16 protein-coding genes are annotated in these 25,632 nt (G+C 36.0%); 12 read left to right on the top strand and 4 right to left on the bottom strand.

What is annotated here, in order from left to right:
* Window positions 1-82 precede the first annotated feature (82 nt).
* From ACFS6I_RS03440 to ACFS6I_RS03430, 3 genes are all read right to left on the bottom strand, one after another.
* Window positions 83-1,363, bottom strand: coding sequence for an aminotransferase class I/II-fold pyridoxal phosphate-dependent enzyme (locus ACFS6I_RS03440; protein WP_380918201.1), 1,281 nt, complete (start codon window positions 1,361-1,363; stop codon window positions 83-85).
* 627 nt (window positions 1,364-1,990) lie between these two features.
* Complete coding sequence (gene pyk, locus ACFS6I_RS03435) at window positions 1,991-3,418, bottom strand: pyruvate kinase (RefSeq protein ID WP_132771555.1); 1,428 nt, start codon at window positions 3,416-3,418, stop codon at window positions 1,991-1,993.
* Between the two features lie 131 nt (window positions 3,419-3,549).
* Window positions 3,550-4,044, bottom strand: coding sequence for an IPExxxVDY family protein (locus ACFS6I_RS03430; protein ID WP_132771554.1), 495 nt, complete (start codon window positions 4,042-4,044; stop codon window positions 3,550-3,552).
* A 271-nt stretch (window positions 4,045-4,315) separates the two neighbouring features.
* Here ACFS6I_RS03430 and ACFS6I_RS03425 point away from each other — a divergent pair, with 271 nt between their 5' ends.
* The 11 genes from ACFS6I_RS03425 to ACFS6I_RS03375 all read left to right on the top strand — a co-directional run bounded on the left by ACFS6I_RS03425 (window position 4,316) and on the right by ACFS6I_RS03375 (window position 18,218).
* On the top strand, window positions 4,316-4,552 hold the full coding sequence (locus tag ACFS6I_RS03425) for an acyl carrier protein (protein WP_021192392.1): 237 nt from the start codon (window positions 4,316-4,318) through the stop codon (window positions 4,550-4,552).
* 27 nt (window positions 4,553-4,579) lie between these two features.
* Window positions 4,580-5,833: a beta-ketoacyl-ACP synthase II gene (fabF, locus tag ACFS6I_RS03420; RefSeq protein ID WP_021192393.1), complete on the top strand. Its 1,254-nt coding sequence runs from the start codon at window positions 4,580-4,582 to the stop codon at window positions 5,831-5,833.
* A gap of 77 nt (window positions 5,834-5,910) precedes the next feature.
* Window positions 5,911-6,651, top strand: coding sequence for a ribonuclease III (gene rnc / locus ACFS6I_RS03415; RefSeq protein WP_132771553.1), 741 nt, complete (start codon window positions 5,911-5,913; stop codon window positions 6,649-6,651).
* Between the two features lie 52 nt (window positions 6,652-6,703).
* Entirely contained in the window at window positions 6,704-8,086 is a 1,383-nt protein-coding gene (gene hisS, locus ACFS6I_RS03410; protein ID WP_380918198.1) for a histidine--tRNA ligase, read from the top strand.
* A gap of 240 nt (window positions 8,087-8,326) precedes the next feature.
* Window positions 8,327-9,322 (top strand): pyruvate dehydrogenase (acetyl-transferring) E1 component subunit alpha, encoded by a 996-nt coding sequence (gene pdhA / locus ACFS6I_RS03405; RefSeq protein ID WP_045753966.1) that lies wholly within the window; start codon window positions 8,327-8,329, stop codon window positions 9,320-9,322.
* A gap of 33 nt (window positions 9,323-9,355) precedes the next feature.
* Window positions 9,356-10,990 (top strand): 2-oxo acid dehydrogenase subunit E2, encoded by a 1,635-nt coding sequence (locus tag ACFS6I_RS03400; RefSeq protein ID WP_380918195.1) that lies wholly within the window; start codon window positions 9,356-9,358, stop codon window positions 10,988-10,990.
* 135 nt (window positions 10,991-11,125) lie between these two features.
* A complete protein-coding gene (locus tag ACFS6I_RS03395; protein ID WP_132771550.1) occupies window positions 11,126-12,316 on the top strand; it encodes a serine hydrolase domain-containing protein in 1,191 nt (396 codons plus the stop codon).
* Between the two features lie 14 nt (window positions 12,317-12,330).
* Window positions 12,331-12,690, top strand: coding sequence for a CoA-binding protein (locus ACFS6I_RS03390; RefSeq protein ID WP_380918193.1), 360 nt, complete (start codon window positions 12,331-12,333; stop codon window positions 12,688-12,690).
* 188 nt (window positions 12,691-12,878) lie between these two features.
* A complete protein-coding gene (locus ACFS6I_RS03385; RefSeq protein ID WP_380918191.1) occupies window positions 12,879-15,029 on the top strand; it encodes a glycosyl hydrolase family 95 catalytic domain-containing protein in 2,151 nt (716 codons plus the stop codon).
* A 37-nt stretch (window positions 15,030-15,066) separates the two neighbouring features.
* Window positions 15,067-16,953 (top strand): heparinase II/III domain-containing protein, encoded by a 1,887-nt coding sequence (locus ACFS6I_RS03380; protein ID WP_380918189.1) that lies wholly within the window; start codon window positions 15,067-15,069, stop codon window positions 16,951-16,953.
* Window positions 16,954-16,970: 17 nt separating this feature from the next.
* Complete coding sequence (locus ACFS6I_RS03375) at window positions 16,971-18,218, top strand: glycoside hydrolase family 88 protein (RefSeq protein ID WP_380918431.1); 1,248 nt, start codon at window positions 16,971-16,973, stop codon at window positions 18,216-18,218.
* A gap of 112 nt (window positions 18,219-18,330) precedes the next feature.
* On the opposite strand, the gene ACFS6I_RS03370 is transcribed toward ACFS6I_RS03375, so the two are convergent.
* Window positions 18,331-22,182, bottom strand: coding sequence for a hybrid sensor histidine kinase/response regulator transcription factor (locus tag ACFS6I_RS03370; RefSeq protein ID WP_380918187.1), 3,852 nt, complete (start codon window positions 22,180-22,182; stop codon window positions 18,331-18,333).
* A gap of 171 nt (window positions 22,183-22,353) precedes the next feature.
* Here ACFS6I_RS03370 and ACFS6I_RS03365 point away from each other — a divergent pair, with 171 nt between their 5' ends.
* Entirely contained in the window at window positions 22,354-25,626 is a 3,273-nt protein-coding gene (locus tag ACFS6I_RS03365) for a SusC/RagA family TonB-linked outer membrane protein (RefSeq protein ID WP_380918185.1), read from the top strand.
* The last annotated feature ends 6 nt before the right edge of the window (window positions 25,627-25,632 follow it).

Genomic DNA, 25,632 nt, shown 5'->3' with positions numbered 1-25,632 from the left:
GTTAAACACTGACGTAATATATTTAGTTAAACTTTAGGCTCAAAGTTAATTAAATATATTACTTTCTTTCAATTCGATAATTTTATCTTGTTTTTGTAAGATCAATTTTTTTGGCAATGTGTTCAAAAACATTTAATACATGATCTAAATGATCTTTGGTGTGTGTAGCCATTAAACTTGTTCTTATTCGAGCATCTTTTTTAGATACACCTGGATAAACAATGCAATTTGCATAAACTCCTGATTCTAATAACATTCTTGCCACTTGTGCAGTTTTATGAGGATCACCGATTTTTACAGGAATGATTGCTGATTGTGTTGTTCCGATGTTTAAATTCATTGCCAAAAGTCCGTTTTTAAAATATGTAATGTTTTCTGCTAATTTAGTTCTCCAATGGGGTTCTTCATCAATAAGTGCGATCGCTTTAATTAAGCCATTGGCGGCGGGTGATGATGTTGAAGAAAATACTTGTTGCCTAGCTTGATAGCGTAAATAATTGATAATCTCGGGAGATGAAACAATAAACCCTCCTATATGCCCCAAAGCCTTACTTAATGTGCCTGAGATAATGTGAACTTTATCTAATAAATTAAAGATTTCAATACAACCTCTTCCATTTTCTCCTAGTACACCGATGCCATGAGCATCATCTACCATTAAATAGGCTCCGTATTTTTCACACAACTCATATATTTCATCCATTTTGGCAATATCTCCATTTTGTGAGTAAACACCATCAATAATAACCAATTTTGTTCTAAATTTGTTTTGGGCATCAACTAAAGCTCGCTCTAGATGAATCATACTATTATGGGGAAAACGTTTTGTATTGGTATTATTTAATCCCTCGTAGACACTCGCATGGACTTCCATATCAACAATGGCACAATCTTCTTCTTTTAGTAATGCTTGTAATGTTGCGCTATTGGCTGTATATCCTGTTGTAAATACAATTGAAGAACCTTTTGGTTTATTGAAAAAATGCGACAGATGATCTTCAAGTTGAACATGATATTCATGATGGCCACCTATTAGAGGGGATGCGCCTGCCCCTGTACCATATTTCATTATACCTTCAATAGCCGCTTGCTTCACTTTAGGGTGCTGAGTAAAATTCAGATAATCATTAGAGACTAAACTGATACATTCTCTAGAATTTTTCATGAAAGAGGTCTTTACTTGAACTATCGGTCCGCATCCTTCCGTAATAAATCTAAAATTCATGTGATCATTTTCGCTCATGTAATCAGTAAATTCTTTGAAAGCATTCGCCGATTGTAACATGTCATGGTTTGGAATATTTTCAAATTCCTTAAAGCTAGCCTTTGTAAAATCAATGTTATGTTTTAAAGTTGGTAGCATTTTTTGTATTATTTAAATGGGGTGTAAATATTATGAAATATAATGATTTATTTTTTGAAATGTTTCATTGCCGTAATTTTTTAATTTTATGGGATGTTCTAGTTGTAGTATGTAATAGTTGTGAAGTTTTTCGTCAAGATGAGGTATTAACTAGGGCCAGATGGTGACGTATAAATGTGTTTTTCGTAACGAATAAATCTACTTCGGGCATTCTATACTTCATCGCTTGTTTGCCATATGTGAAAATAGTGGTTTGTTCTAGTGGTTATGTCTTACATTTCATGAAAAAATATTATAATATTCAAACAGCTGGAATTGGTGCTGCCGTGAAGAGATAAGGAATTAATTAACTTAATAAGATTAAAGATAATATGCTATTGTATCGTATGTATAATGTAAGGATTATGCAGGTATTATGTAATTATAAAAGCTACATAATACCTACATATTACCTACATAATAGCTATATAATCTAGAGAAGATTGATATCTTTTGATTATTACTTTAGAATGAAAGCATTTGAGAAGATAATTGCAAAAAACATATTCATGGTTTGACCATGATCTAAGATTATACAAAAAAAAGCTCCCCATTTTGGAGAGCTTTTCATTTTTGATAGTATTGTGATTACAATTGGGAAACACGAATTGTGTTCGTTTTTCCTTTTTCGATTAACGGTGTCGATGCAGTATTAATTACAATTGAACCCGGAGCGATATAGTTGTTTTTAACAATAAATTTATTGACATCATGAATAGAACCGTCTGTACTGTCAAATTTGTCATAAATAAAGGTTTTAACACCCCATAATAAACTCAATTGACGTAACAATTTTTTAGTTCCTGTAAAAACCATGATATCAGCATTCGGTCTGTAACTTGCAATTTCAAATGCAGTTGCACCAGAAGATGTTAAAACAGCAATTGCAGCAGCATCTGTTTTCTTTGCTAAATATACCGAAGAAGCACAGATTGCATCTGGAATTTTAGTTCCATCGCTAATCTCACTAACTTTCTCATTATAATATGGATATGATGTTTGTTCCACGTGGATAATGATTTTACTCATTGTTTCGATAACGATTTCAGGAAACTCACCTACAGATGTTTCTCCGCTTAACATCACTGCATCAGCTCCATCAATAACCGAGTTAGCAACATCATTAACTTCCGCACGTGTAGCACGAGGAGTTGTGATCATACTTTCTAACATCTGAGTTGCTATAATAACCGGTTTTGATAAATCACGACATTTTTGAACGATGATTTTTTGTAAACCTGGTACTTCTTCCATTGGCATTTCAACACCTAGATCACCACGTGCAACCATAATTGCATCAGTTGCTTCGATGATAGCATCAATATTTTCGATAGCCTCGGGTTTTTCGATTTTTGCGATTACTTGTGCGTGGCTTCCTTTTTCAGCAATGATTTTTTTACATTGGTAAATATCTTCTGCTGAACGTACAAATGACATTGCGATCCAATCTGCACCATGGTCAAGTGCAAAATTTAAATTATCTAAATCTTCTTCTGTTAAAGAAGGAATTGAAACTTTTGTGTTTGGTAAATTAACTCCTTTACGAGAAGTCAATACACCTCCATGTACAACCTCACAAGTAACAGTATCTTTATAGTTGGTGTTTAAAACACGCAATTGCAATTTGCCATCATCTAATAAGATGATTTCATTAGCAGCAACATCATTTGGGAAATTTTCATAAGTGATGTAAATTCTCTCTTCATCACCGATTAATTCATGTGTAGTAATTTCAACTTGTGAGCCATTTACTAATATAGCGCCACCTTCTTTCATTTTTCCGATACGGATCTTAGGACCTTGTAGATCGGCTAAAATAGCGACATTAAAATTAGTTTCTTCATTGATCGCATTGATGGTTTCAATTACTTTCAAATGATCTTCTTGACTACCGTGTGAAAAGTTTAAACGACATACGTCTACACCTTTAGCAATCATATTTGTTAGCACTTGTTTATCAGCAGATGCAGGACCTAGTGTTGCAACAATTTTAGTCCTTTTTTGAACTTTTTCCATTCTAATTTTTTTATTACTATGTATTTTTATTTTTATATAACTTCATTTTTTTTTGAAATTATAAAACTCGTTTTACTAACGAGGATAATTTAGATTTAAGGGGTGTATCTTGTACACTATTAAATAGTTTGCTAAAATATCAGATTTTCTTTGGATTTCAATATTTTTGGTGATATTTCTTTTACAAACACGACTTCGGGTATTTTGTTTATATTTTTTACTATACGATCCAGGTCATCATCATCAATATAATTTTTGATAATTATAAAATAATCGAAATTAGGATGCTCCGGTATTAATAAATTACCTTCGATACTTTTATTGTTGATTAAATAATATTCTGTTTGAAATTTGGTATTTATATACCAGAAGGTAGTAAAGTGCTGCTTCGATTTTTTGGCATTGTCAAAAACAATATGATATTCTAATTCTTCAGAAGTTTTTTGCTTTAACTTTTGATTATGGTCAAATTTATCTTCTTTTCCTCTGACAAAATTTAGGAGCGTTAGCTTATTAATAAAATGGCAGAGACGGTAATCTTTTAAAGGAGATGAAATGGCAATAAGGACGAAGTCTAATTCGGCATCAAATTCTAGGTCCCATTTTAGTATCGTTTTGTTATTCAAAGTGAAAATTTAAGCTTGTGTTCTTGACGAAAATACAAAAAAATGATGCAATTGCTGTGAATTTAATGTAAAATTTCAATTAATTGCCTCTATGTTTGTACATATTAGGAATTATTGTTATACTTGAATACGGTTAGTTTATAGCGAGTTAAGGGTGTAGCTGTACCGGGTTGGGAAATAATTTGACAATCTAAAAATCAAATGGATTTTTATATTTGATGAAATTTATTTTTCTTTGCACAGATTTATTAAACAATTAAACTATAAAATCATGTCAGATATCGCTTCAAGAGTAAAGGCAATTATCGTTGAAAAATTAGGTGTAGACGAAAACGAGGTAACACCAGAAGCTTCTTTCACTAATGATTTAGGTGCAGATTCACTTGATACTGTAGAGTTAATCATGGAATTTGAGAAAGAATTCAACGTTGCAATACCTGATGACCAAGCTGAAACTATTGGTACAGTGGGACAAGCAATCACTTATTTAGAAAAAAACGTTAACTAACTAATTTAATTGGGCCAAATCGTATAAATGGAGCTTAAAAGAGTAGTAGTAACAGGATTAGGCGCACTTACACCAATTGGTAATACCGTTTCCGAATATTGGAATAGTTTACTAGATGGTGTAAGCGGTGCTGCTCCCATTACGCATTTTGATGCGTCAAAATTTAAAACCCAATTCGCTTGTGAAGTGAAGGGGTTTGATCCACATGAATTTATGGATCGCAAGGAAGCTCGCAAAGTAGATCCTTTTGTACAGTATGCTATTGCATCATCTGATGAAGCAATTAAGGATGCTGGTTTAATTTTTGAAAATTTAGATACAAATCGTATCGGAGTTATTTGGGGATCAGGAATTGGGGGATTGACAACTTTCACAGATGAAGTTGTAAATTTCGCAAAAGGGGATGGAACACCTCGTTTCAATCCTTTCTTCATTCCAAAAATGCTTGTCGATATTGCTCCGGGACATATTTCTATGCGTCACGGACTTCGTGGACCTAACTTTTCGGCTGTCTCTGCATGTGCTTCGGCAACTAATGCGATGATTGATGCTTTTAACTATATCCGTATGGGTAAAGCTGATGTAATCGTAACTGGTGGATCTGAGGCAACTATTAATGAAGCTGGAATCGGTGGATTTAATGCAATGCATGCATTGTCAACTAGAAATGATGATCCTAAAACAGCTTCACGTCCTTTTGATAAGGATCGTGATGGTTTTGTTTCTGGTGAAGGGTCTGGTGCGATCATATTAGAAAGTTTAGAACACGCATTAGCGCGTGGTGCTAAAATTTATGCTGAAATTGGAGGTGGGGGTATGAGTGCTGATGCACATCACATCACAGCTTCTCATCCAGAGGGCTTAGGTGCTAAACTTGCGATGACAATGGCGGTTAATGATGCGGAACTAGATTTCACAGATATTGACTATATCAATGTGCATGGCACTTCTACTCCGGTAGGGGATATTAGTGAAACTAAAGCTATTGTAGATTTATTTGGTGAGCACGCTTATAAATTGAACATTAGTTCGACAAAATCAATGACTGGACACCTTTTAGGTGCTGCTGGTGCGATTGAAACTATTGCTTCTATTTTAGCTGTTCAAAATGATATAGTACCACCTACTATTAATCATTTTACAGATGATCCGGAATTGGATAACAGATTAAATTTCACATTTAATAAAGCTCAAAAGCGTATTGTAAATGCTGCAATGAGTAATACTTTTGGTTTTGGTGGTCACAACGCAACTATTGTTGTGAAGAAATACAAAGCTTAATATTACTTTATTTAAGTTATTAAAATAATTGGGATACAACAGGTGCTTTATACCTGTTGTCCCTTTTTTAGACTAAGATGCCTTTTTCAAGGATTTATAAATTATATTTTTCTGCTGACAAAGCTTATGTTAGAAAGCTCAAGAACCTGTTAGGTTTTGTCCCTGGAAACATACGACTTTATCAAATGGCTTTTAGGCATAAGTCTGTAGCTGTTGTGATCAAGGAAGGTTCCAAAAATAGCAACGAAAGATTGGAATTTTTGGGTGATGCTATTTTAGGTTCAGTGGTTGCTGAACTACTATTTAAAAAATACCCTTATAAAGACGAAGGCTTTTTGACTGAAATGAGGTCTAAAATTGTCAGTCGTGTACATCTTAATCAACTTTCTCGGAAGCTCGGGTTAAATGAGCTTATTCAGTTTGACGCGAGAATGATTAGCTTTCCCAATAAACAAGGCTCTCTGCTAGGCGATGCTTTTGAAGCACTTATCGGTGCCGTATATTTGGACAAAGGTTATGTGTTTACTAAAAATTTTCTGTTAAACCGTATCATTAAACCACATGTAGATATTCACTTATTGGAACAAACGGAAACTAATTTTAAAAGCCGTTTGATCGAATGGTGTCAGCATAATGGTAAAGAAGTTGTATTCAATCAAATTGATAATCCTCCCGGTGAATCGAATAAAATGTTTTCTATTGAAGCAGTTGTACAAGGTGAAGTTTGTGGCCTAGGACAAGATTTCAATAAAAAAAGTGCTGAAAAAACAGCTGCAGAAAAAGCTTGTGAGTATTTGAAAATTTTAGAGCTTGACTAAGCTTTTTTCTTCTAAGTTCCAATAAATCCTTCTTAAATATTAACTTTGCCAAATGGCAACAGTAAAACCTTCTTTAGCAAAAGGCACACGTGATTTTTCACCTGCCGAAATGCTTAAACGTAATTATATTTTCAATACACTTAAACGTGTTTTTAAAAAGTATGGTTACAGTGAAATTCAAACTCCTTCTTTTGAAAATTTGCAGACACTTACGGGAAAGTATGGTGATGAAGGGGATCAGTTAATTTTTAAGATTTTGAATTCTGGAGATTATTTGAGTAAAGCTCCCAATGATTTACTTGAATCCAAGTCTTCAACTAAATTAATCTCTCTTATTTCTGAAAAGGCACTTCGTTATGATCTCACTGTACCGTTTGCTCGTTACGTTGTCATGCATCAAAATGATATTTCTTTACCTTTTAAACGTTTTCAAATTCAACCTGTATGGCGCGCTGATCGTCCTCAAAGAGGTCGTTATCGCGAATTCTATCAGTGTGATGTAGACGTAGTGGGTTCTGAAAGCCTACTCAATGAAGCTGAGTTTATTTTGATCTATCATGAAGCATTGAAAAATTTGGGACTGCAAGATTTTACGATTAAAATTAACAACCGTAAGATTCTTTCAGGTATAGCTGAGATTATTGGCAAGCCGGAACTTATTGTCGATATGACAGTTGCGATCGATAAATTGGATAAGATCGGTTTAGAAGGTGTAAATAAAGAACTATTAGGACGAGGTTTTACAGCAGCGGATTTAGAAATTTTACGTCCAATTATTTTATTAGAGGGATCTAATCTAAAGAAATTGTCTGCCTTAAAGCACGTATTATCAAATTCGGAAATAGGATTAAAGGGAATAGCAGAAATAGAAGAATCGTTTGATTATATTTCTAAGTTGGATTCTTCAAATGAAGTTTTAAACCAATTTGTAGAGGTTGATATTACCCTAGCGCGTGGGTTGAATTATTATACGGGCTGCATTTTCGAGGTAAAGACGAATGAGGTAGCTATGGGGAGCATTGGTGGTGGTGGACGCTACGATGATTTGACAGGTATGTTTGGTTTGAAAGGATTGACAGGTGTAGGTGTGTCTTTCGGTGCCGATCGTATCTATGACGTTCTAGAAGAATTAAATCTTTATCCTGAGGCTAAGGGAGATTTTACTAAGCTTTTGATTGTGAACTTTGATAAAGAAACCGAGTCCTTTACATTACCTCTTCTAAATCGCCTACGTAAGGCGAACATTGCAGTCGAGCTTTATCCAACAGCTGCTAAATTGAAAAAACAGATGAGTTATGCCGACAGTAAAGGCATTCCATTTGTTTTATTAATTGGTGAAGAGGAAGTTTCTTCAGGCCAGCTTTCATTGAAAGATATGCAAACAGGTGATCAAAGAAAAATAGATGAATCAAGTTTGATTGTTGAATTGAGCTAAAATCATATTTGTTACAAAACAAAAAAGCCAAAAGAATAATATGTCTTTTGGCTTTTTTGTTTGTTCTTTTTTTAATTTACTAAATTAAGCCAGTCATTTATTTGGGTATCTTCTTATGTCGTTTAAATCAAATGTCTTAGAACTGTCTAAAACAAGAAGAAAATTTGATTTTCTGACCAAAATATCACCCAAATTGATTAGATTTGTAGTCAAGATTAGTAAGAAATTCAAAACTTTGAAATGAGTTCAACACCTATAACAAAAGAGACATATTTAGAGTGGTATAGATCTATGCTACTTATGCGTAAGTTTGAAGAGAAGACAGGTCAACTTTATGGACAACAAAAAATCCGTGGTTTCTGTCACTTGTACATTGGACAAGAGGCAGTAGTAGCAGGTACAATGTCTGTTATCAAACCTGAAGATTCTTTAATTACAGCCTACCGTGATCACGCACATGCTTTAGCAAAAGGTGTGTCAGCGAATGAATGTATGGCTGAGATGTTTGGAAAAGCAACAGGTTGTTCAAAAGGAAAAGGTGGATCTATGCACTTTTTCTCGAAAGAACATAAGATGATGGGTGGCCATGGTATTGTTGGTGGTCAGATTCCCTTAGGAGCTGGTATCGCTTTTGCTGAAAAATATTTGGGTACAAATAATGTTAACGTATGTTACATGGGTGATGGCGCAGTTCGTCAAGGTGCTTTTAATGAAACTTTGAACATGGCCATGTTGTGGAAATTGCCTGTAATTTTTGTTTGTGAAAACAATGGTTATGCAATGGGTACTTCCGTACAACGTACAACCAATATGCAAGATATTTATAAAATGGGACTGGGTTTTGATATGCCTTGTGCACCAGTAGATGGTATGGATGTCGTAGCTGTACACAATGCGATGGATGAAGCTGTACAACGTGCTCGTGCTGGGGAAGGACCTACTTTCTTGGAAATACGTACATACCGTTACAAAGGTCACTCGATGTCCGATCCTGCGAAATATCGTACGAAAGAAGAATTAGAAGAATATAAAGGACGTGATCCATTATTAGCGACAAAGCATGCTATTGTTGAAAACAATTATGCTGATGAAGCTTGGTTTGCTGAAGTAGATGCTGAAGTGAAAAGTATTGTAGATGAATCTGTGAAATTTGCTGAAGAATCTCCTTTCCCCACAGCTGATGAATTGTACAAAGATGTGTACGTTCAAGAGGATTATCCATTTATATTAGATTAATATAAGTTACTTTAACTAGATAAATAAAATACAATGGCTGAAGTAGTTAGAATGCCGAAAATGAGCGATACCATGACCGAAGGGGTTATCGCAAAATGGCACAAACAAGTTGGTGATAAAGTTAATTCTGGTGATTTAGTTGCTGAAATCGAAACTGATAAAGCGACGATGGATTTTGAATCATACCAAGAAGGAACACTTTTATATATTGGTCCTAAGGAGGGTGAGGCAGTTGCTATTGATGCTGTTATTGCCATTCTTGGAGAACCTGGAGAAGATTTTCAAGCATTATTAAATGACGCTCCTCAGGCTGAAGAAGTAACGGAAAAAAAGGAAGTTGAAGGTTCTAATTCATCTGGGACTGAAGCAGCTCCTCAGTCTAATGTAACACCGGAGTCTTTAGGTGTTACAGTTATCACTATGCCTTTGTTAAGTGATACGATGACAGAAGGTGTAATTGCGCAATGGAATTTTAAAGTTGGTGATACAATCAAATCTGATGATTCTATTGCGGATGTAGAGACGGATAAAGCGACGATGGAGGTTACAGCTTATGCTGATGGCACATTGTTATATGTAGGTCTTGAGGCAGGTGAGGCTGCTAAAGTAAATGATATTATTGCTATTGTAGGTCCTGCAGGAACAGATGTAACACCATTGTTAAATCAAAAAGCTGCTCCTACATCTCAAGCTGCTCCTGCCGAAGTAAAAAATGAATCAAAGGTAGAGGCTAATGTAACTACGGAAAATAAAGCTACTGATGTAGCCGATGATTCTCGAGTGAAAGCATCTCCATTAGCACGTAAAATTGCTAAAGATAAAGGAATCAACCTGAATGAGATTAAAGGATCTGCTGATGGTGGCCGTATTGTGAAAAAAGATGTTGAATCTTACGTTCCAGCTACTAAAGTTGCTCCTGCTTCAACAACTGCTGCGCCAGTTGCTACTGAAACAAAAGCGATCACTTTACCTACTTTTGTAGGCGAAGAGAGATATACAGAAGTTGCTGTTTCTCAAATGCGTAAAACAATTGCACGTCGATTAGGTGAAAGTTTGTTTACTGCTCCACATTTTTACCTAACGGTAAGTATCGACATGGAAAATGCGATGCTTGCTCGTGCGCAAATCAATGAAGTGGCTCCAGTAAAAGTTTCTTTCAATGATATCGTTGTAAAAGCAGTTGCAGTTGCATTGAAAAAGCATCCTGCGGTAAACTCTTCATGGAAAGGTGATAAGATTCGTTTTAATGAGCATACAAATATTGGTGTTGCAATGGCTGTTGAAGATGGCTTATTAGTTCCTGTTGTACGTTTTGCTGACGGAAAATCATTATCTCACATTTCTGCAGAAGTTAAAGATTTCGCTCAAAAAGCTAAAACTAAAAAATTAACTCCAGCTGATTGGGAAGGTTCAACATTTACAGTTTCTAATTTAGGTATGTTTGGTATTGATGAATTCACATCAATTATCAACTCTCCGGATGGTGCAATTCTATCTGTTGGTGCAATTCAACAAGTTCCTGTTGTTAAGAATGGTGCTGTTGTTCCTGGTAATGTGATGAAGTTGACTTTAGGTTGTGACCACCGTGTAGTGGACGGTGCTACTGGTGCTCAATTCTTGCAAACATTAAAAGCATTATTAGAAAATCCAGTGAGATTATTAGCGTAATCTTACTTCGAATAAGTATATTCAAAAGGTCACTTTATATAAAGTGACCTTTTTTTATTGTTTTTTTCTTTTTTTAGTACTAAAATCATCATTTTAGCATTAATACATTAGAAAAGAAATAGAATCCGTTAAATAGTGAAATTATATATATTAAAAAGCATAGTTGCTGTTCTTATCATAGCAACCGTATCGTGTAGTTCGAAAGAAGAAAAGCAAAAAAAAGCATTAGTTGAACAGGCTAAGACTGACAGTTTAAAGCTCATATACAATCCATCTGAAGCAGATCCTAAAATTGAAGCTTTTATGCAAAATTTGCATAAAAGAGTAGGATTTAATGGTAATGTACTGATTGCAAAAAATGGAAAGATTTTATATCAGAACTCATTTGGTTGGGCAAATTATCTTTTAAAAGATAGTTTGAAGATTGATTCGAAATTTGAATTAGCGTCTGTTTCCAAACCACTCACAGGTATTGGTATTTTGAAATTGGTTGAAGAGGGCAAATTGAAATTGGATCAAACTATTAATGATTTTTATCCTAATTTTCCCTATCCAGATATTACAATAAAGCAATTATTGTCTCATCGTTCTGGATTGCCAAATTATGTTTATTTTTCGGAAGAGCATTGGAAGGAAAAAAAGAAGGGTATGACCAATCAAGATGTCATGAATATGTTGATTGAGTTTAAACCGAATCGCTATGGTAAACCTGATGGTAAATTCTTTTATAACAATTCGAATTTCATGGTTTTAGGCGCTATTATTGAAAAGGTAACTAATCAAAGTTATGCGGAATGGATGAAAGAAAATGTCTTTAATCCAGCAGGAATGACTAATACAGCCGCATTGTCAAAAGCTATTTATGAAAAAATTCCGACAGATGTTATTGGTCACGATAAGGTTTGGAGAAGGTCTGTTGTTCAGAATTTTCAAGATGGCCCTCTGGGAGATAAAGGAATTTATAGTACGGTTCGGGATCTGTATAAGTTAGATTTAGCGTTAAATGAAGGTAGGTTATTAAAGAAAGAAACGTTAGACTCTGCTTATGTTGATCGTGCGAAATCTAAAAATGGAATATTTGGATACGGATTAGGTTGGCGTACTTTTCACAGAAATAATGATCTAATAATTTATCATACTGGATGGTGGCACGGATTTCGCAATTTGTATGTTAGGGATCTAAAAAATAACGTTACGATTGTACTTTTATCGAATATGACTAATGGTAGCTTAGTTAAGTTGGATGAATTGTATAAAATTTTAGGGATGCCTATCTTAAGAAAAGGAATATATAATGATGCTGGTAATGTGGCTGATGATGTTTAATTAAATAAGTAGTTATGAAAAAAACGCTAATAATAGGTGCGAGTACTAATCCAGAAAGGTATTCGTATAAAGCAGCTCATAAATTGAAGCAATATGGACATGATATTGTGAACGTTGGGCTTAAGAAGGGTGAAGTTGCTGGTGTTGAAATAGAACTTATGGGACTTATTCACACGGATATTGATACCATTACTATGTATGTTGGCGCAGCAAATCAAAAGAGCTATTTTGATTATATTTTAGAAACAAAGCCAAAGCGGATTATTTTTAATCCTGGAGCTGAAAATGCGGAATTAGTAGCACTTGCAGCTGCAATAGGTATTGATACTGAAAATGCTTGTACATTGATTCTTTTAAGTACAGGACAGTATTAAGTGAATTTGATGTAGTTGTTTTATTATTGGATCTATCATCCGTATTAAATTTTCATGAAAAAGGGTAATAATGGTTTCTGAAACTATTATTACCCTTTTTCATGATTTTTCTTCTCAAACGATTTCGTAAGTTTCTCTTGTGTGTCTACTAAAAAAAGTACATTTTAGAGCCCAATTGAACCCTATTTATGCGGAATTTATATATTTTTTTTATTTCAATCTTATGTGTTATTTGTCGTGCTCAGGGTCAAGACAAACCAATATTTCATATTCCTCAGTTGGGTAAAAGTATTTACGAGGGGGTATTCACGGGGAATGGTTTACTAGGAACGATGACCTATTTGAAATCTTCACAAGCTGTACGTATAGATATTGGTAGAACGGATATTTATGATCATCGTGAAAAGAATCGTGAAAAGCTTTTTAATAAAGCTCGTCTGTCACTAGGGCATTTTTCTATTAACCTTGATGTGAACATTGATAGTATAGGTGGTGATATTTTTATTCAGCAAGCTTATTCTCAAACGAATATTAAGACTTCGGATGGTATGTTGCATATTAAAACGACAACACTGTCTGATGATAATATTATACTCATTGAAGTCATTAAAAAGGACTACCATGGGAACTACTCTTTTGACTGGTGTCCGGATTCTGCTATCAGTCCCCGTATGAAATTTGATTATATACAAAAACCTACTTATTATACTCGCAATCCTGAGGGAAAATCAGGCACTAGTAAGGGATTTTCTTTTTATAATCAAGAGTTATTAGCTGGCGGTGGCTATGCAACTGTATATAAGAAAATGCTCGCTATGGACAATGATGTTTATGTTGTCTCAGTTGGATATAATCAGGTTAACAAGAGCTATCTAAAAGAAACAATTGATTATGTTGATCATTTTGATTCTAAAGATATTATTATAGCCTTGGAAAAACACCAAAATTGGTGGCGTAATTATTATAGTGCTTCTTCTTTGTCATTACCAGATAAAATTTATCAACGTTTTTATGATATGCAGTTGTATAAATTAGCAAGTGCCACCAGAACAAATAAGCCAGCAATAGATTTGCAGGGACCATGGACGAGCGTTACTCCTTGGCCAGCTTACTGGATGAACTTAAATATGCAATTGACATATTCTCCTGTTTTCACGTCAAACCATCTTGATATCGCGAATTCTTTAATTCAAATGATTGATCAGAATGTCTCCAATTTGAGAGAAAATGTTCCTGTGGCTTATCGTTATAATAGCATTGCTATTGGGCGCTCATCTGCGAGCGATCTCTGGAGTCCTGTTCTTTTAGAGAAGGGAGTCTCAATTTCCGATGCTTCTGATGGTGAAAAAGAACTTGGCAACTTGCTTTGGTTATTGCATAGCTACTATTCTTATTATCGCTATGGCATGAAGGAAGAGGTATATGACCGCTTATTTCCCTTACTTAAAGAGGCTGTTAATTATTATTTGCATCTATTAGAAAAAAATGAATCAGGAAAATATCATATCGCTGTTAAAACTTATTCGCCAGAATATAAATATGGGTATGCTTATGATACGAATTATGATCTAGCTATTCTGAGATGGGGGCTTAGATCACTCATCGAGCTAGATCATGAAAAGAATAGGAAAGATCCTCTATATGATCGATGGCTCGATGTACTCGAAAATTTGATCGATTTTCCACAAGGTATAAACGGTTATTTGATAGCTAAGGATGTTCCTTATGGTGAGTCACATAGACATTATTCGCATTTAATGATGATCTATCCTTTTTATGAAATTAATTGGGATCAAAAGGAAAATAGAGTTTTGATTGAGCGTTCAATTAAGTACTGGCAGAGTAAAAATCAGTTCTTGCAAGGTTATTCATTTACTGGTGCTGCATCGATGTATGCCATGATGGGAAGGGGAGATGATGCCTTAGCGTCTCTTGATAATTTATTAAAATCTTATATTAAAAAGAATACGCTTTATGCCGAGTCGGGACCAGTAATTGAAACCCCGTTAGCAGCAATGACAAGTATCCAAGAACTGTGCTTACAATATTGGAATGGAAAATTAAGAATTTTTCCCGCTGTACCTACTGCCTGGAAGGATATTTCTTTTAAAAGATTTTTGACTGATGGAGCTTTTCTGGTTTCTGCAAAGAGGAAAAATGGTATAACGCAAACTGTGGAGATCGAAAGTCAACATACGGGTACAATTAGAGTTGAATCGGGGATATCGACTCCAATGATTGTGATTAAAGGGAAGGGTAAGTATGAAATAGATCTTGATGGAATAATTGTTTTTACACTTAATAAGGGCTCTCGAGCAGTAGTTTATGAGAAGAAGTAGAAAATGCTATAAAATTTTAATGTTTCTCTTTTTTGTTATGTTGCAAATTAATGCACTTGGACAACACACCTTAGAGCGGCATCTTTCAGGTGCAGTTTTGACAAATACGATTAATCGTATTGATGACTGGCGGTTGGAAAAGAAAAATGAATGGAACAAAGCTATTCAAGCGCTATCAATATTGGAAAAGTCTCACATAATAAAAGTTGCAGAGGATGCGAATTCATTTACTTGGCCATCATTGTTAGCTACAAAATATCTTGAATATAAGACTGATGGAAACAGAACTCGCTACGAGGATGATATTAATACACGCAGGAGTATCGTATCGCATTTGGTTATAGGAGAATTGGTTGAGGGAAAGGGACGTTTTATTCCGCAGATTATAAATGGCCTCTGGTTAATGATGGAAGAAAGTACTTGGGTAAGTCCTGCACATATTGTAGTGCAAAAATCTGGAATTGGTTTGCCTGATCCACTGGATGATTATATTGATCTAGGAGCAGGTCGGGTAGCAGCTGATCTGGCGATGGTTTATTTATTGTTGGGAGATGAATTAAACCAAATTTCTCCTATGATTACTAAAAAATTGAAAGATGTCTTACAGAGCCGTATTATAAATCCTTATTTAGCCCGAGATGATTTTTGGTGGATGGCGCTTCAGTCAAACAATATGGTTAATAACTGGAATATTTGGATCAACACCAATGTTCTTAAAGTAGCATTGTTAGTGGAAGAAGATGCTTCTAGATTGAAGATGATTATTCAGAAATTGGCTCATAGTGCGGATAAATTTATTGACTCTTACGCTGAAGATGGTGCGTGTGAAGAGGGGCCCTCTTATTGGCTACATGCTGGTGGTGAACTTGGACAGATGTTGTTGTGGTTAGAGGATGTGTCGGATGGGAAGGTGACATTTAAGGAGGAACATAAATTATTTAATATTGGCAACTATATCTTGAATTCTCACATTTACAGAAATAGATACATCAATTTCGCAGATGCAGAGGCGATACAAGTACCCTATCCTGCTAAAATATGGGCTTATGGTACATTATATAATGATGATAATCTAAAAGCATATGCAAGCTATTTGACAACTCTAAAATCACCAAGTATGTCATTAGGAACAGTACAGGATTTTTTAATGCATGCGTCTATTTATAGTGAATTAAGTAATCATCGAAAAGACTTTATAGCCCCTCAATTTCATTTTTATGAGAGTTTGGGACAGGCAACTATGCGGAGTTTAAATAAAAAGGGTAATTTATTCTTAGCTACGATAGGAAGTAATAATGGGGTAAGCCATAATCATAATGATGTTGGAAGCTATATGCTCTATTTGGATTCGACGCCAGTTTTAATTGATGTCGGTGTGGGAACTTATACCAAAGAAACTTTTAGTAGGAATCGCTATACATTGTGGAATATGCAATCGCAATGGCATAATCTTCCTGTTATAAATGGAATACAGCAAAAGGATGGAAGGTCTTATCATGCGGAGGATGTCGAGTATATAACTAATAATGAAACTGCTCAATACCGTGTCAATGTTGCGAAGGCTTATCCTAAAGAAGCCGCAGTACAATCTTGGATGCGAACTATCAAGATGCATGCAGGAAATAATGAAATCAGGGTAGAAGAACAGTATCAATTGGAGGAATTTAAAAAACCACAATCGATTAGTTTCATATCTAAAATAAAACCCCAGTTACTAAAGGATGGTTTTTTCTTACAAGTGGATAATGGGAAAAAAGTCTTTATAAATTTCGAAAGGGAAACTGTTACTTTTTCTTTAGAAACTAAGGAAATTGAGGATCCACGATTGATTAAAGTGTGGGGTGGAATGCTTTATAAAATGAATGTTTTAATTAAAAGTATGGAATTAAGGAATCAAGTGATATATAAAATAATAGCGAATTAAGATTATTGTAAATTATGATGAAATTGAAAAGACAGATTATCATGGTATTATGTTCTGTTTTAGGAATATGTACTGTTCAAGGTCAATCCCTGGATCTGAAATTATCTAAAAAATTTATTCAGCAGAATTTGAATGACGCAGCTCTCCAAATTAAAGTCTTGGCAAATGCAACACCCAATGGAAAATTTCCTAAAACTTTTGAAAATAATAAAGAAATCTTTTCATCATCCAGTTGGTGGTGTTCTGGATTTTATCCTGGTACACTTTGGTATTTATATGAAGGGACTCAAGATCAGGGATTATTACAAAATGTAGAAGAGAAATTACCTTATTTGGAGAAAGAAAAGTATAATAAAGGTACACATGATCTAGGTTTTATGCTGTTTTGTAGTTTCGGAAATGGTTTACGTCTGACCGGCGATTCTGCGAAATATAAAGATGTATTAGTTACAGGTGCTGCTTCTCTTGCTTCTCGTTTTAATGAGAGAACAAAAACAATTCGGTCTTGGGATCACAAACCTTGGCATTATCCCGTTATCATTGATAATATGATGAATTTAGAATTTTTGACGCAGGTTTCAAAAATGACTGGTAATAAGAAATATTATGACTTGGCTATAAAGCATGCGGAAACAACATTGAAAAATCATTTTAGGAAAGATTATAGCTCATATCATGTTATTGACTATGATGTGAATAGCGGTAAAGTTATTGGAAAAAAAACACACCAAGGTGCTTATGATGAATCCGCATGGTCTAGAGGCCAAGGTTGGGCGCTTTATGGGTATACGATGATGTATCGAGAAACAAAGAAAAAGGAATTTCTAAATCAAGCTAGACATATTGCGAAATATATTTTGAATCATCCGAATATGCCTCATGATTTAATTCCTTATTGGGATTTTGATAAAGATAAGATTGATCAATCTAGTAAGATGTATGCTAAAAAAGATCTTCGGGATGTTTCGGCAGCCACATTGTATGCATCTGCTTTACTTGAATTGGCTCAATATACAAAAGGTAAGGAATCTGCCCTTTATCTTTCTAATGCAGAGACAATGCTTACTAATTTATCCAAAGAACCTTATAAAGCAGTTTATGGGACAAATGGCGGTTATTTATTAAAACATAGTGTGGGGGCACTTCCTTTAAATTCGGAGATTGATGTACCACTGACATATGCTGATTACTATTATGTAGAAGCATTAGTGCGCTATAAAAGGCTCTTGGATGGTGAACCAATGATTAAGGAAATTGCGAAGTAAATACAGTAAAGATAAAAGGAACAAAGGCCCCCATTTAGGCGCCTTTGTTCCTTTTAAATCTATTCGTACCCTGCCTACAATCTCTTTTCAAATATTTAATCCCTTTTGTGTTTTAATTATCCTCGTAGGAGTCTGCTATTTGCTGTGACGGATTATACCCAAATTGTTTCTTAAATTCCCTGCTAAAGTACTTTCTTTCAGAAAATCCGACTGCATAGGCTACCTCACTGACATTCATCGAAGATTTTAGCAACTCCTTCGCTCTGTTAAGCCGGTACATCTTCACATAATTATTGATAGAAAGGTTGGATATCGCCCGGAGCTTTCGGTAAATAATAGGTGTGCTCATACCCATCTTTCGGGAGATAAAATTAACATCAAAGTCATCCGACTGCATATTATCTTCGATCAGTTGATCTAATGTAGCGATAAATTTAGCATCCAGTTCATTGTCGAAATCTGTTTTTTTGACCTGAAATTCCTTGCTCTTTTTATGACTGATTGCTATGAGATTCTGCACAGATAGAAACAACAGCCTATTGTCAAAAGGTTTTGTTAGATAGATGTTTGCTCCATATTGTAGGGCCTGTGTCTGGGATTCACTGTCTGTCACTGCAGTCAACAGGATAACAGGAATATGACTAGTTGCGATATTTGTTTTTACTGCCCGGCATAACTGGGCTCCATTCATATAAGGCATCATCAGATCAGATAAGATCAAGTCGGGAATATACTCTTGCGCTTTCGATAAGGCATCTTCTCCATTGACAGCCGTGATGACGGTATAGTTATCCTGAAGCAAATGAACAATGGTATCCAAAAGCTCTCTATTGTCTTCGACAATGAGAATGGTCTGTTGCAAGGATCTGCCCAATACGGTCGGAGTTGTTGAATTTGATTCATCTATAATGGTTATCAGGGAGTCTGTAGAAGGGGACATGTTGACTTTTGATAGCTTCGGTAAACGTAGGTTGAAAACCGTCCATTCTCCTTTTTCATCTTTCATGGTAAAGCAACGGATCTCTCCTTGATGCTGTAGGACAATCTGCTTGGTTAAGGCTAGTCCGATACCAGTACCTATACTGTCATTTGCTTGTTCCTCCCGATAATATTCTTCAAAGATCTTGAATTGATTGTCCGTTGCGATGCCAATCCCGTTGTCAACGATGTTGATAATGATGTTGTCTTCGCTCTCAAGAAGTTCAAGATAAACTGTGCCATTCTCGGGTGTATACTTAATGGCGTTTGACAATAGGTTGAACATGACCTTGTCAAATTGAACAGCGTCTATGAATTGTAACCCTACGGCATCCAATTGTCGGATATAATAATTGATATGTTTATTCTGGGCAAGATCATTGAGGAGATAGAATGTGTCTTCAATATATTCCCTGAAGGGGATATCGCTCTGTTTCAAGATGAAGTGCTTGTCATCAAATTTTTTGAAATCAAGTAGCTCGTTAACTACCCCCAATAATTTAGCTGCATTCTTTTTAATCCGTTTTATCTTAGATTGGGTAGTCGATAAGTTGGCTGTTTCGGTAATGATTTCATCCAGAGGTGACATGATCAGGGTAAGCGGGGTCCGGATCTCATGCGAAATTTGTGTAAAGAATTTGATTTTCTTTTCCTGTTCTCTTTCGGAATTGATCAACATCTCGCGTTCCACAACAAACTTAATGATAAAGTGTACCCCGAGTGTAAATAGTCCGGCGTATAAGAGGTAGGCCCACCAGGTTCGCCAGAGCGGAGGCTTTATATCAATGTGTATTTGTAGTGGGGTACTGCTCCAGATGCCATCATTATTGCTGGCATATACAATGAGTGTATGCTGTCCTTCGGGAATATTAGTATATCTGACACTTGGTGTATTGGTTTCTATCCAACCTTTATCAAAACCTTCGAGCTTATACCGATATCTATTTTTCTGTGGTTTGATAAAATTGGAACTCGAAAAATTGACCGTGATAAAATTCTCGTCATAAAGTAATTGCAACGTATAGTTATTGGGTTGATCACCTTGCTGGATGCGACTATAGTTTAAGGGTGTATCTTGAAGGAATATATTTCTAAAAAGCACATTCGGTTTTTTCTGATTGAAAGTGATTTTTCGAGTGTCGATCGAAACTAAACCATTCAATGTAGTCACGAATAAAAATCCGGCTTCGCTGCTATAGACCTTAGCCCCTTGCATATTTTTAACAGGGAGACCATCATACTGATTAAGGACAGTATGATACTTTGTGCTCGGATCGAAGAAAATCAGTCCATTTTTGCTGCTGATCCAGAAATGTTTGTCGATCATGACAGGCCAACCTAGGGTGTTATTGGGGAAATGGGCTTTAAGGGCCATATTATCCTTAACATCGAAATGATATAAATCCCCTTTCGAGGTAAGCCAGATATTGCCATCGGGCGCGACATAAAATCCATTGATGTAAAGTGAGTCAATTTGCTTTATGGATTGGACAGTAGCGCTAAAAGTCTTTTTTCGAAATAGCTTTCCTGATTGCAGGAAATAAATCTGTTGTTTATCATCTGCCTGTATCTCATCTATTGTGTTTGCTGCTAGTGAGGAATCAAACTGTGGTGGTTTTTCCTGTTCCGCAATGTAAAGCCCCTTATTTGTGCCTAGATAGATTCGTTGTGCTAGATCTACGTAAATGCTATAAATATTATTTTTCAGGTTTAAGAGATCCTTTTCGAGGAGATAATTTTTGGTGTTGCCCGATTTTAGGTCAATGATGGAGTAGCCTCCACCATATTGTGCGGCATATAATTTTTCATCCCGGACATAGAGGTCTTTTATCAGGTTTGATCGGGTAAATTTGGGTTGTGGACTAGTATTCCCCGTAATTTTATCAATTTTATTGATTCCTTCTTCTTCAGTGCCTATCCAAGCAGCATTCTTGGAAACGGCAAAACTACCCACGATATCACTATTCAACCGTTGACTTAATAGCGAACGTGTAGAGTAGGTTTGTATAGGGATAAAATCAGGATAAACTGCGTTGATACCCCCAAAATATGTTCCTAACCAGACTATTTTTTGATTATCGACAAAGATATCATAAATCGAGTTCTGGCTGAGGGAGTTTTTGATGGATGTATTATGTTTGTAATTTGTGAAAATAGGGGATCCATTGAAAACGGAAAGACCTTTCAATGTGCCAATTAATAGTTCTCCATTTGTATTTTTAATGATTTTACGAACATTATTGCTTAAGAGATTACTATTTCCTTCCGTTAGATTTTTCCAATTTTGACTGGAAAAATTAAACAGAAATAAACCATGTAGTTTTGTCCCTACCCAAAGCGTGTTATCTTTTACATACATCGTACTAAAGATTCGTTCCTTTGGTGGTAGCTGGGGTAAGCCCAGGTTGCGGTTTTCAGATAGCCGCTTGTTTTTATAGGTAAATGATTCGATACCGTTAGCGCTAGCTATTGTATAGGAGTCTGCTCCTGTTTGAACAATAGTTTGTGTATGAGGACGGTCTAAAATTAATTTAAAATCATAAGAGCCTGAGGCGGGAATAGCTATATATAGCCCCCTATTTGTACATAAGAAAATATGGGAGGATAGAATTTGTATGTCTGAGATAAGGACTTTCTCGATAAAGGGCTTTCCTCTTTTTAGGACAGGCTTTCGTTTGTCTATATTGAAAATAAATACCTGAGTAGCGGTAGCTATGAAAAGATCATTATTGTCGTTTATACAAATCTTGTTGATATAATCTAATTTGTTGAATACGCTATCCTGAACTCGAAGGTTTATAATATTCTGTGAGTCATAAATAAACAGATTGGTACCTCCTCCAAACCAAAGTTTTCCATTTTTATCCTGAGCGATACTCAATACTGCCTGTTTATCTAATACATTGTCCTGTGTTAGTGTTTCAAAACTGAAATTCTGGGCCAAACAAGACATAAATGGGCAAAGTAGCCATGCGATAATGATCATGTTTTGGATCTGTTTTACAAGGAAATTCATAGATGAATAGAGGTTATACCATCAAATTTAAGATTTTACCCCTTAATATTTATAAAAATCACCCTATTTAATGACCATACTTAATCAATTTTGAGCTTGTTGAATAACCAATTTTTAATTATAAAACCAATTTCCTAAAGTATGGCTAAGTTTTACGCAATAGGATTGTCCGCGATGACACTATTTTCTGTAGGTACAGTTCACGCCCAGCAGAAAGTAAATGTAACGGGACAAATCAAAGACAGTCAAGGAACACCATTATCAGGTGTAACAATTCGTGAGAAGGGGGGAACGCTCTCTACTTCCACAAATGGATCGGGAACATATTCCTTATCTGTGAACCCTAACGCAACGCTAGTAATTTCTTATGTAGGATACCAAAATCAAGAGATTGTACTAAATGGCCGCAATGCCATTAATGTAACGTTGGAAAGTGCCAGCTCGGCGATTGATGAGGTTGTTGTTGTGGGGTATGGTAAGCAAAAGAAAGAAAAATTGCTTGGATCAGTGAGTACCGTTGATACAAAACAGATTGAAAACAGACCCGTCACAAACGTTTCAACGGCGCTTAGCGGTGTAGCAGCAGGGGTACAAGTCAAGCAAAGCACGGGTAGACCTGGAGCTGACGGCGCTACAATCCGGGTTCGTGGTATAGGGACACTCAATAATTCGGATGCCTTAGTTGTTATCGATGGTATACCTGGTTCAATGGATGCGGTGAATCCCAATGATATTGAAAGCATTTCAGTATTAAAGGATGCATCATCGGCTTCAATCTATGGAACGCGTGCAGGTAATGGAGTTATTTTGATCACAACGAAAAAGGGAAAGGCAAATCAAAAAACGCAACTTAACTACTCCGGTATCTTGTCCCGAACCAAGCCGATGGGAACTCCTGAGTTTGTGTCAGATTATGTGCGTCACATGGAGCTTATGAATGAGGGTACATTCAATTTGGGAAAACCTGCAAAATTTGCTGAATCTACACTTGATCTTTGGCGAAAAGCCAATGCCGATCCCAATGGTGTACTAGCTGCATCTGGCTTGCCTAATTATATCGCTTACCCAAATACCGATTGGACAGATTGGATTTATAATTCGAGCTGGATTCAAAGCCATAATATTTCGGCAACAGGAGGTTCTGAATCGACCAGTTATATGCTTTCGGGCCGGATCTTCGATAATCCCGGTATTATGGAAAATACCGGCGCAAAGAAATACGAACTGAGAACAAACATAAGTACTAAAATCGGAGATCGCTTGACAATTGGGACCAATATGTTTGCATCAACTGAAGACCGGAAAAAGGCGAATGTTGACAATTTGTATAACTTTTTGCGACAATCTACTCCAGGGGTTTATCCGATGTATGATGGTCGATTTGGTGGTGCTGTGGCCGCCGAAGAATCCACCCAGTTGAACAATTTGATGCAATATCTCTATGAACCGCAGGGGATGGATAAAGTGTCGAATTTTAACTCGACTATTTTCGCAAATGTAAAGATCATTAATGGATTGACATTCGAAACCAAATTTAATTACCAAACGCGATTCCGTGAACAAACGGGCAGCTCAATCCCAGTTGATAAATATAGCTTTGAGACAAATAAAATCGTCTTTCCCAAAGGCGTTCTTGCTACGCAAGTACTATCGCAGGGGTACGAAAACCTTCGTACACTTACTTTCGATAACGTCCTTCGTTATGAAACCAGCATCGGTAGACATAATATCGGAGCGCTATTAGGGCATAATGAATTCAAGACAAAATGGTATAATTTCTCGGCTTCGAAAAGGGGTGTCATAGATCCGACGATTTCCAACATTGGTACAGCGAATGAAATGAATGCTATTGATGGCAACGAATACGAAACAAGTATGCGCTCCTTTTTTGGCCGTGTAAATTATGACTTTGACAGCAAATATCTTGTCGAATTTAGTTTACGAAGAGATGCATCTTCCAAATTTGGAAAGGATCTTCAAGCGGGCTATTTCCCATCCGTGGGTTTGGGGTGGTTGCTTTCAAGAGAGTCTTTTATGAAAGGTCTTGAACCATATGTCCAAAATGTAAAGCTTCGTGGGTCTTGGGGTAAATTGGGGAATGATATGAATAATAGCGATCCGGCTAGAGAAAATTATTTACCTGCATTTGCTTTCTACGGCAATGCAGGATATTCCTTTGGTGGATCACAAGTCGGTGGTTTGGAGTTGAGCAAATTTGGGAATAGATTATTGGCCTGGGAAGAGAGTGAAAATAGAGAAGTGGGATTGGAGTTTGCGACTTTTCGAAATAAAGCCTATGTCGAGTTGAATTATTACAACAAATTAACATCAGGCATATTGGTACCGGAGCAATTGCCACTGACCACAGGCACTACGGGTGCGCCGATTGTTAATTCGGCTGCGATGCGTAACAGTGGTATTGAACTTAATTTGACGTGGAAAGACAAGATCGGAGAATTCAGCTATAATATCGGAGGTAACTTTGCTTACAATAAAAACCAAGTAACAAAGCTCAAAGGTCAGTTAGTCAGAGGCTGGAATGACGTCAATGGTACAAATGTTTACAGCACAAATATCGGACAGGTTTCAAATGCGGTAGGTACCAATCAGCGGAATCTCGAAGGGCACATGTTTCAGGAATATTTTTTGAGACAGCGTTACAAAGGTGATGGTAGCTATTATGCTAATGGCGGGGCTGTAAATCCTAATGGCGGACCTCGGGATGGTATGATCCGCACGGAAGCTGATTACAAATGGGTGCAGGATATGCAAACAGCGGGATACAGCTTCTCACCTGTAAATAAACTGGGGGTTGAACAATTGTATTATGGCGATTTTTTGTATGCTGATCTCAACGGAGATAAGGTCTATGGAAATGAGAATGATCAAGATTTTACAGGGACATCTAACATTCCCAAATATATTTATGGTATCAATTTAGGATTTTCTTACAAAGGTTTTGATCTACAGATGCTCTGGTCAGGGGAAGGGAAATTACAATATTATTGGAACGATGAAGGTTATAGTAACAACATTGTCCGTGATGGTAACGGTATTTCTAAACGAGTTGCAGATGACCATTATTTTTATGATCCAGCTAATCCTAGCGATTCGCGAACCAATATAAGTGGATCTTATGCGCGTCTTAAATACAATGGAGAGACAATTAACAATGTTGCCAATAATTTCTACCTCTATGATGCAGATTTTATAAAACTGAGAAATTTGCAGATAGGCTACACCTTTAACAGTAAACTTACTGAAAGATTACATGTGCGCAATTTACGGGTATATTTCTCTGGTGAGAATTTGCTGATGTTTACGAAATTCCCTGGTGCAGATCCTGAAATTGGAGCTGGAGCAAAATATCCTACAATGAAGCAATATGCTTTTGGGTTGAATTTTGGATTTTAATACGAA

Source organism: Sphingobacterium anhuiense (genome assembly GCF_042686355.1).
In the GTDB taxonomy this organism is placed as follows: Bacteria; Bacteroidota; Bacteroidia; order Sphingobacteriales; family Sphingobacteriaceae; genus Sphingobacterium; species Sphingobacterium anhuiense.
This window is presented reverse-complemented; position numbering and strand designations above follow the sequence as displayed.

What these genes read in the sequence shown, in the direction of transcription:
- fabF (WP_021192393.1), top strand. Translation starts at nt 4,580, where the DNA reads ATGGAGCTTAAAAGAGTAGTAGTAACAGGATTAGGCGCACTTACACCA.
- ACFS6I_RS03425 (WP_021192392.1), top strand. Translation starts at nt 4,316, where the DNA reads ATGTCAGATATCGCTTCAAGAGTAAAGGCAATTATCGTTGAAAAATTA.
- ACFS6I_RS03375 (WP_380918431.1), top strand. Translation starts at nt 16,971, where the DNA reads ATGAAATTGAAAAGACAGATTATCATGGTATTATGTTCTGTTTTAGGA.
- pyk (WP_132771555.1), bottom strand. Translation starts at nt 3,418, where the DNA reads ATGGAAAAAGTTCAAAAAAGGACTAAAATTGTTGCAACACTAGGTCCT.
- ACFS6I_RS03390 (WP_380918193.1), top strand. Translation starts at nt 12,331, where the DNA reads ATGAAAAAAACGCTAATAATAGGTGCGAGTACTAATCCAGAAAGGTAT.
- ACFS6I_RS03380 (WP_380918189.1), top strand. Translation starts at nt 15,067, where the DNA reads ATGTTGCAAATTAATGCACTTGGACAACACACCTTAGAGCGGCATCTT.
- ACFS6I_RS03400 (WP_380918195.1), top strand. Translation starts at nt 9,356, where the DNA reads ATGGCTGAAGTAGTTAGAATGCCGAAAATGAGCGATACCATGACCGAA.
- ACFS6I_RS03385 (WP_380918191.1), top strand. Translation starts at nt 12,879, where the DNA reads ATGCGGAATTTATATATTTTTTTTATTTCAATCTTATGTGTTATTTGT.
- ACFS6I_RS03365 (WP_380918185.1), top strand. Translation starts at nt 22,354, where the DNA reads ATGGCTAAGTTTTACGCAATAGGATTGTCCGCGATGACACTATTTTCT.
- ACFS6I_RS03440 (WP_380918201.1), bottom strand. Translation starts at nt 1,363, where the DNA reads ATGCTACCAACTTTAAAACATAACATTGATTTTACAAAGGCTAGCTTT.
- hisS (WP_380918198.1), top strand. Translation starts at nt 6,704, where the DNA reads ATGGCAACAGTAAAACCTTCTTTAGCAAAAGGCACACGTGATTTTTCA.
- rnc (WP_132771553.1), top strand. Translation starts at nt 5,911, where the DNA reads ATGCCTTTTTCAAGGATTTATAAATTATATTTTTCTGCTGACAAAGCT.
- pdhA (WP_045753966.1), top strand. Translation starts at nt 8,327, where the DNA reads ATGAGTTCAACACCTATAACAAAAGAGACATATTTAGAGTGGTATAGA.
- ACFS6I_RS03370 (WP_380918187.1), bottom strand. Translation starts at nt 22,182, where the DNA reads ATGATCATTATCGCATGGCTACTTTGCCCATTTATGTCTTGTTTGGCC.